Here is an 8,331-nt window from a genome sequence, read left to right on the forward strand (position 1 = left end):
AGAGTGATAGGAGCAAAGCCAAATAGCATCACACTAATCACAGATGTCGCCGCCAAAAGCAAAGCTAGGTACTGCCCAAAACTACGTTTAGAGCCTGAGCTAATCTCATAAAAATATAAAGTCGGTAAACAAATCAACAACGTTAATAGGTATAGTGCCGGGAGTTTGATAGCTGAAGAGATAATCTGGAGGGGGTTACTAAACGAGCCGATAATTCCACCATAAATCCCAAAAAACGCCGAGCTAGCAATTAATAAAGAGATAATCTTGATATCAATCCTAATTCCTTGGTCAACCTCCTTCAGGAATCTTTGGCGATTGCGCAAAAACTCCATCACTATCGTAAAGTGGTTCATGACCTACTCCTAATTAAAATTTCAAGCTACAAGATACAGCCACCTAAGATTCTCAGCCATCTAGGATAAAAACTAGTAATATAGCACTAGTTTTTACTAGCACTAGTGTTTACTACAATAATCCATGGATTTACCATTTCCCATGCCAAATTGCCATTGGTAACTAGTTCACTATTATATAATTACTTCACCGGATTTTAGATCCTGTCCGCAAAATAAACTGCTAATTAACATGGGATGACCCCATGGGAATGATCAGATTTGGAGATTTGGGTCATATACAACTGATTTTGATAACTCAAGGGATCAGCAAATGATTTCCGTTACAATCCTCACTTGCTCCCATACAACGTAAGCTATCAGCTATCAGCTATCAGCTTATCCGTTACGTCCCAGTATCGAAGCCTGTGCCATGCTAAGGAAACAGCTTTTGAATAAAACAAACCATTCATTTAATCTGAGTTAAGTCTGCACCTCAAGTAGCGTGAGCCATTGGCGTAGCGTGGCCATTGGCGTAGCGTGGCCAAGGCTGACGGCTGACGGCTGACGGCTGACGGCTGAATGCTTACCATACAACAACCCATAACCAATCAACAAATCAATAGTAAGCCTTAACCCCAACCCAGCACTTTACCAATTAACTCCAACAAATGCAGATAAAAATTACTCTCTAGCTCGCGAAATACGGCAAAAGGTTCCCCAGGATCTCCGAAAAATGGTCTGAGGGTCCATCCCAATTGGCTCCCAACAAATCCATACAGCACTAACCAAGCTTTAAGAAGTCTAGTGCGAGATTTGTTTTCTTCAGCTTCTTGCTCAGTGATCAATCCCATGCATTGGTAAAACACATTGACACCAATTAACCCAGTGATGCCAAATATTACTATATTTAAGAGCTGAAAAAATGTATAATCATCAATCGAGAGACGGAAAAAGAGAGTGATAGGAGCAAAGCCAAATAGCATCACACTAATCACAGATGTCGCCGCCAAAAGCAAAGCTAGGTACTGCCCAAAACTACGTTTAGAGCCTGAGCTAATCTCATAAAAATATAAAGTCGGTAAACAAATCAACAGCGTTAACAAGTATAGCGCCGGTAATTTGATAGCTGAAGAGATAATCTGGAGAGGGCTACTAAACGAGCCGATAATTGCACCATAAATCCCAAAAAATGCCGAGCTGGCAATTAATAAAGAGATAATTTTGATATCAATCCTAATCCCTTGGTCAACCTCCTTCAGGAATCTTTCGCGATCGCCCAAAAACTCCATCACTATAGTAAAGTGGTTCATGACTTACCCCTAGTTAAAATTTAAAGCTACAAAATACAGTTAGCTATAGGAGCATGTCACTTATGCAGAAAATTTGGACTAAAACTATAGCCCCCTCATCGGTTTTAGCTTGCTCTGATAGTACCTATAGCAATCCTACTAAATCATTTTTTCAATCAGCAAAATAGGAAATCCTTGCTGGGCAAGGGTTATAGCGATTCGGCCACTATATTTCACGAATCAGATCGGATTGCTATAGTTCATATGTTCTACAACTCCGACCTGTTCCCTTCACTTGGTTCCAGACAACAACCCATAACGAATCAAGCCCCGGCGATACCCTCGACTCATCAACCCCATCGACAGTGCCGCTTCCACAATTTTCCAATTACTATTGAGCAACCCTAAAAGCGCTTTCGGCTCAAAAGCAGAATCAATCACAATATCCCAAAACGGTTCAACCGCATCTGACCAATCCGCCGTCCGAATAGTTTGGAAATTCAAATTGCCAGCAATTTCCTCATACTCCTGCAAAGAAATCACATAAGGCAAACAATAAACCCGATAAATCTCAGCCAAATGCTGCTGTTCATCTGTTGTCAATTGTCCCGTCGCCAAGGTTATCGGACGATGACACCAAGTTGCCATTAAAAACCTTCCCCCAGGTTTCAGCACCCGATAACATTCTTGAAGAAACTGTTGCTTATCCGGCATATGTTCTCCACTCTCCATCGACCAGACAAAATCAAAGGTTTCATCAGCAAAAGGCATATCCAAAGCATTAGCAACCTGAAACTGAACCCGTGTTGCCAACCCAGCCACTTGCGCTCGTTCAGTCCCTCGTGATGCTTGAACTGGACTTAAGGTAATTCCAGTAACATTTGCTTCAAACTGTTGCGCTAAATAAAGTGAACTCCCACCAATCCCACAACCGACATCCAGAATAGTACTAGCTTGCTCCACTTCAGCCCAACAGAGCAATTCCTCAATCAAGTCAATTTGTGCCTGATGTCGGTTTTTCTTCTCAGTACCCGCCCAGCCATAATAGCCATGGTGCATATGTTCACCCCAAACTGCTTCCCACAAGCCAGAAGAGGCATCATAAAATTCCTGAATCTGTTTTTCAAGACTCAATTTTTCAAGACTCAATGTCATATTATGTCCAGTAGCATCGTTCCGTATCACCAACTATAGCGGTTCTCACTTCCATAAACCATACCCAATTCGACGGGAGAAGGCTGTGACCCGCTACTAAGGGAAAAGGGTCTTGACAGATGGCAAATCACAAATAAACAATGACAAAGACAAATGACCAATGACCAATGACCAATGACCAATGACTATTCCCCGAACCATTTGCCTTGGATTCCTTTCCGTAATTGCCATCGGAACTATTTTGCTAATGATGCCATTTGCTGCTAGTGAGGGCACATGGACTCACCCGATGGTGGCACTATTCACCTCAACCTCTGCTGTTTGTGTTACTGGTCTAGTGGTTGTCGATACTGGCTCCTATTTTTCCTTCTGGGGACAGTTGATTGTGCTTGCCCTCTTTCAAATTGGTGGTTTGGGCTATATGACCACCACCACATTTCTCATTTTAATACTAGGGCGCAAGTTCAAATTGAAGCAGAAAATCGCCATTCAACAAGCTTTAGATCGACAAGGTTTACAAGACAGTGCAGCATTAATTCGTTCCATCATTGCCACAGCAATAATTTTTGAAATCACAGGCATTTTTCTACTTTTACTAGTGTTTGTTCCCGATTATGGATTATACCAGGGATTCTGGTTAGCCATTTTTCATAGTGTGAGTGCTTGGAATAATGCCGGATTTAGTCTTTTCCCAGACAGTTTGACAAGTTATCAGTCATCTCTTCTCCTCAATCTAGTGATCACAGCTCTAATTATCTGCGGTGGCATTGGTCAACAGGTAATTTTTGAGTTCTATCTTTGGTTGCGCGATCGCATTCTCCGACGACGTCAGTCTCTGGAATTTTCCCTGAATTTTAAAGTAGTCACTAGCACCACTATCTTTTTGTTAATAGTGGGAACAATAGCATTTTTATTCATTGAGTTTAATAATGATAACACTCTAGGAGCTTCAACATTATCAGACAAATTTATCAAAGCCTGGTTTCAGTCAGTGACCACCAGAACCGCAGGGTTTAACACCATTGATCTTGGTAAAATGACCACAGCAGGTTTATTTATTACCATTACCATGATGTTTTTTGGAGCCAGTCCCGGGGGAACAGGTGGTGGCATCAAGACTACAACAGTAAGAGTTTTAGTTAGTTCTACCCAAGCAATTTTACAAGGAAAAGAAGACGTTTATCTATATAAGCGTCAGGTACCAATTGAACTAATTCTAAAAGCGATTGGAGTCTTAGTAGGGTCATGCGCTACAGTAATTATATCAACACTTTTAATTTCACTAGCTGAGCCAACCCTGGATTTTATTCAGATTTTATTTGAAGTCGTCTCAGCCTTTGCTACTGTCGGTCTTTCCACAGGGATTACCCCAGACGTTTCTACCTGGGCAAAGCTAGTTTTAATTGGAACAATGTACATTGGCAGGGTTGGAGTTTTGTTGCTCATGGCATCCCTACTAGGAGAACCCCGTCCCAGCGCAGTTCAGTATCCAGAAGAAAACTTACTTGTGGGATAATCCTAGGGAAAAGGTCTACTTGCTTGCCAATGGCAAATGGCAATTAATACTTAAGAATAAACAAGTAAGACGTAAAAAATTACTAAAACTACAAGGGATACACTAAGCAAGTCACAGGAGGCATCGTGAATCTATCATTTTTAACATTCTTGCGTAACCTACCCAAAGAAAATAAACAGTTTGCCGTTATTGGATTAGGGCGTTTTGGTCGAGCCGTCTGTTCCACACTCTACCAACTTGGCTATGAGGTTCTGGGTACTGATATTGATGAAAAACTAGTTTCCCAAGTGTTAACCAATAAAATAGCTTCCCATGCTGTGCAGCTCGATTCAAAAGAACCCTCAGCATTGAAAGAAGCCGGGATTTTGGAATTTGATACAGTAATTATTGCCATCGGTAACTATGTACAAGAAAGCATTATCACCACCCTCAACTTAAAAGAAGCAGGAGTTCCTTACGTCATTGCCAAAGCTTCCTCAGAAGTTCATGGCAAGCTGTTAAAACGGGTAGGAGCCGATCATGTAGTTTTTCCTGAGAATGACGCAGGTTGTGCTTTAGCACGCTCCCTCACCAAACCATCCATCTTGGAATGGTTTGACCTAGACTCTAAGCACAGTATTGTCGAGGTCAGAGTGCCAGAAAAATTTGATGGCAAAAGCATTATGGAACTGGAATTGCGCAAGCGCTATGGCTTGACTGTCCTGGCTATCAAGGGAGATGCTGAATTTGAGATTAACCCTGACCCTAATCAACTGCTGTACAAAGATATGCTTATGGTTATCATTGGCTCCAACGCCGATATTGACCGCTTACCCATCTAAAGCTTAGGAATCCCTCTTTCTGGTTCAGACTTTTCCGGTTCCATCTGTTCAGTTTCAGTGGAATCTACCTTAGGAGTTTCTTGGGATTCTACCTCCAGAATCTCAGGAGACTTCATCTGTGGAATTTCAGGAGAGTCTACCTCAGGAGTTTCTTGAGTATCAACCAACTTTTCTTGTGCTTCTAGCTGCTTGATGTACTCATCAACCTCTGTCACCTTCTCCTCATTACCTGCAAAGGCGAATAACTCTCTAGCTTTGACCAAAGAAGAGAGAGCTTCCTCTCGCTGTTGAGACTTTTCTAAGACTACACCCAAGTTGTAATGACCTTCTGCTAATGCCGGAGACAGGCTAAGAGCTTGCTGATATTCAGCCATGGCTTCCTCATACTGTTCTTGCTGTTGTAGAGCAACACCAAGGTTGTAGTGGGTCAAGGCGTGGTAAGGATCCAGTTGCACAGCTAATTTGAGTGTGGTAACTGCTTCGGCGTACTCACCATTCGCTGTCAGTGCTGCCCCTAGCTGTCGGTAAGCATCCACATTTTCCGGTTCCAGTTCCGTCACCAAGCGAAACCGAGTAATCGCTTCCGCCAACTCTCCTTTCTCAAACAAAATTACCGCTAATTGATACTGAGCCGGGGCCAACTTCGGGTCAACCTTAACTGCTTCCCTAAAGGATTCCTCTGCCGCTGACTTTTCCCCTTGCTCCACCAGTAATAGTCCCAACTGGTAGTGTGCTTTCACCAATTTAGGTTGAGTGCGAACTGCTTGTCTGAGTGCAGTAGTTGCTGGTCCAATCTGGTCTTGCTCGACTAAAATCAGTCCCATGTTATAGTAAGCTTTGCCATAATCTGGGTCTAGGCGAATGGTGGCTTGGTAGTGTTCGATCGCCTCTTCTTGATTACCCTGAGATTCCAGAGCTAACCCTAAGTTATAGTAAATATCGGCTGATTCGGGATTGAAAGACAACGCCTGTCGATAAGCAGCGATCGCACTATCGGGTGCCCCTTCCTTGTAAAAAGCAATGCCTAAGTTGTAATAAGCTTGTGACAACGTTGGGTCAAGGGCAATAGCAATTTGGTATTGTTCCAATGCCAGCTGGTTCTTACCCTGCTGCAAATAGGTATTCGCCAACAAATAGCGTCCCATGGCCATATAGGGGTCAAACTCAAGGGCTTTACGAAAAGCGCGCTCTGCCCCAGGAAAGTCCCGGCGTCCGTACAGTTTCACGCCAACTTGAAAGTATGAAGCCGCATCCAGGTTATTGGAGTATGGACCTTCCATCAACTGCTTGGTTCCTTTATACTCAGGAATCTTTTGACCTTGAGCTTGAGCAATACTTGTCAAACCAAAACTGATGATAGTGGTAGCTAGCAGAGGTATCCTTCTCATTCACCCTTTTCCTATAAGCTGAGACATTTTTGGTATACTACAGGATAATATTTTTTTACTAGAATAATTAGCTGCTTATCAAGCCCATCCCCACAGGAAATGACCCTAGCTGCTGCTCCGATATGCGATCGCAAAGATCAAACCCTATCCCTAGTCGATTCAGTCATTGCCCAATCCCAAGCAGAAGGGGTATTCGTCAGTCTCAGCCTTGGTGACGAATTTCTGAGCCGCTTCTCGGAAAATCAGATTACCCAGAATATCAGCCGCCAACGCTGCCAACTGACCATTACCAGTTATTTCGGTAAGCGTTGTGCCTCTGCTACCACAACAGAACTAGACCCAGAGGCAATTGCCCAAACTATCCAACGTTCTGAACAACTGGCTCGCATTGCCCCAGAAGATCCGGAATGGGTACCCCTACTAGAAGCCCAGGATTATGAGCAACGCACCCCAGCCTTCGATCAAGCCACAGCTAACCTTTCCCCCTTGGAACGGGGAGAAATGGTCAAGGGAGTATGTACCTTAACTGCTCAGGCAGGAGTCGAAGGGTCTGGTAAGCTTAGTACTCAAGCCTTTTTACGAGTTGTGGGCAACTCCCAAGGGTTACGAGCGTTAGACCAAGGTACAGAGGCAGATTGTAGCGTTACAGCCCGTATAGACGATGGTTCGAGTTGGAGTCAAAGCACCGCCTTTGCCATAGAGCAGTTACCGATTTTAGACAAGTCATCGATAACAGCTCTAATTGAACGAGCTAAAGCCTCACGTCACCCCCATAAGGTGAATACAGGTACCTACCCAGTTATATTTGATGGTGCTGCCTTTGCGGAATTGCTGTCTTGGGTAATCTGGAATATGGATGCTCGGGCAGCGGATGAAGGACGCTCCTTTATGTCCCATAGTGATCAAACCGGTAAGCCCACTGGTAACCGCTTGGGTCAGCCAATGTTTAGCCCTATAGTGCAGGTACAACGCGACCCTGCTCATCCCCTACTCCAATTAGGCACTTGCTTTCGGGATGGATTGAGTAATCGCTACACCGAGGTGATTAAGGACGGTATTCCCCAAATCCTTTACTATAGCCGCTATTGGGCAGCTCAGAAAGGCAAAGATCCAACTGGACTATTGTTTCCCATTGTCATGTCCGGTTCTAGCCAAAGTCTAGCTGACCTGATTGCCCAGACAGAGCGAGGTATTTTGGTAAATCGTGCTTGGTATGTGCGCTATGTCAATCCCAAAACCCTAGAAGTCACAGGGATGACCCGTGATGGCACATTCTGGATTGAAGACGGTCAGATTGCCTACCCGATTAAAAACCTGCGCTTTAACCAAAGCCTGCCTCAAATGTTGAAAGAAGTCGATGGCCTAAGCAAAGTACAGCGCTACGGTAACATCGTAGTTCCAGGAGTTCGGGTCAAGGCATTTAACTTTGATAGTATCACTGACAGCATTTGAGCCAAATCATGAAGGATCAAATGTGAAGAATTAAAGAAGAAAGCTGTCATGTGAAATGTGAAAGCTCAAATGTGAAAGCTCAAATGTGAAAACTTTACCTTTTATAGCGCTACGCGCAAGTCAGAAAGGTTCGAAGTCAGAAGTCAAAGGTGCGCTTTCCGTTCTCCGTAGGAGACGCGGGGCGCGTTCGGCGAATTAAATTCGCCACGGGTCGCACCTAAAAGTAAGCTATGACTAAGTTTCGGAGTTTAGGAGCGATGCAGCGCGGTCTTGGGGAGGCAGCGCGGTCTTGGGGGTTCCCCCGGAGACGAAACCTTAGACAGGCTCGCCTTTATGGTTGGTAGGTTATGCAAAAAAGGGTTAAAACTTATA

Annotated in this window: 7 protein-coding genes and 1 pseudogene; 3 read left to right on the plus strand and 5 right to left on the minus strand. The window is 43.9% G+C overall.

All coding sequences use genetic code 11. The features are described 5' to 3' along the window. The 4 genes and pseudogenes from F6K20_RS08855 to F6K20_RS08870 form a co-directional block, all read right to left on the minus strand. Positions 1–356: pseudogene (locus F6K20_RS08855) on the minus strand (actin-binding WH2 domain-containing protein); the annotation flags it as partial. 462 nt (positions 357–818) lie between these two features. Further along, on the minus strand, positions 819–977 hold the full coding sequence (locus tag F6K20_RS08860) for a hypothetical protein (RefSeq protein WP_158026359.1): 159 nt from the start codon (positions 975–977) through the stop codon (positions 819–821). Further along, the gene (locus F6K20_RS08865) at positions 968–1,648 is read right to left on the minus strand and encodes a hypothetical protein (RefSeq protein WP_008184809.1); all 681 of its coding nucleotides are present in this window, start codon (positions 1,646–1,648) and stop codon (positions 968–970) included. The genes F6K20_RS08860 and F6K20_RS08865 overlap by 10 nt, the downstream gene beginning before the upstream one ends. A gap of 270 nt (positions 1,649–1,918) precedes the next feature. After that, a complete protein-coding gene (locus F6K20_RS08870) occupies positions 1,919–2,782 on the minus strand; it encodes a methyltransferase domain-containing protein (protein WP_287251526.1) in 864 nt (287 codons plus the stop codon). A gap of 181 nt (positions 2,783–2,963) precedes the next feature. On the opposite strand from F6K20_RS08870, the gene F6K20_RS08875 reads away from it, so the two are divergent. Then, complete coding sequence (locus tag F6K20_RS08875) at positions 2,964–4,298, plus strand: TrkH family potassium uptake protein (protein ID WP_008183134.1); 1,335 nt, start codon at positions 2,964–2,966, stop codon at positions 4,296–4,298. Between the two features lie 125 nt (positions 4,299–4,423). Continuing rightward, complete coding sequence (locus F6K20_RS08880) at positions 4,424–5,119, plus strand: potassium channel family protein (RefSeq protein WP_044492856.1); 696 nt, start codon at positions 4,424–4,426, stop codon at positions 5,117–5,119. On the opposite strand, the gene F6K20_RS08885 is transcribed toward F6K20_RS08880, so the two are convergent. Next, on the minus strand, positions 5,116–6,507 hold the full coding sequence (locus F6K20_RS08885; RefSeq protein ID WP_008183130.1) for a tetratricopeptide repeat protein: 1,392 nt from the start codon (positions 6,505–6,507) through the stop codon (positions 5,116–5,118). The two genes, F6K20_RS08880 and F6K20_RS08885, sit on opposite strands and share 4 nt — an antisense overlap. Before the next feature lie 99 nt (positions 6,508–6,606). Between F6K20_RS08885 and F6K20_RS08890 the strand changes: the two genes are divergently transcribed. Next, positions 6,607–7,959 carry a TldD/PmbA family protein gene (locus F6K20_RS08890; protein WP_287294463.1) on the plus strand — a complete coding sequence of 451 codons (1,353 nt, stop codon included), beginning with the start codon at positions 6,607–6,609 and terminating at the stop codon, positions 7,957–7,959. Positions 7,960–8,331: the final 372 nt, after the last annotated feature.

This window comes from Moorena sp. SIO2C4, from assembly GCF_010672485.1.
GTDB lineage: Bacteria > Cyanobacteriota > Cyanobacteriia > Cyanobacteriales > Coleofasciculaceae > Moorena > Moorena producens.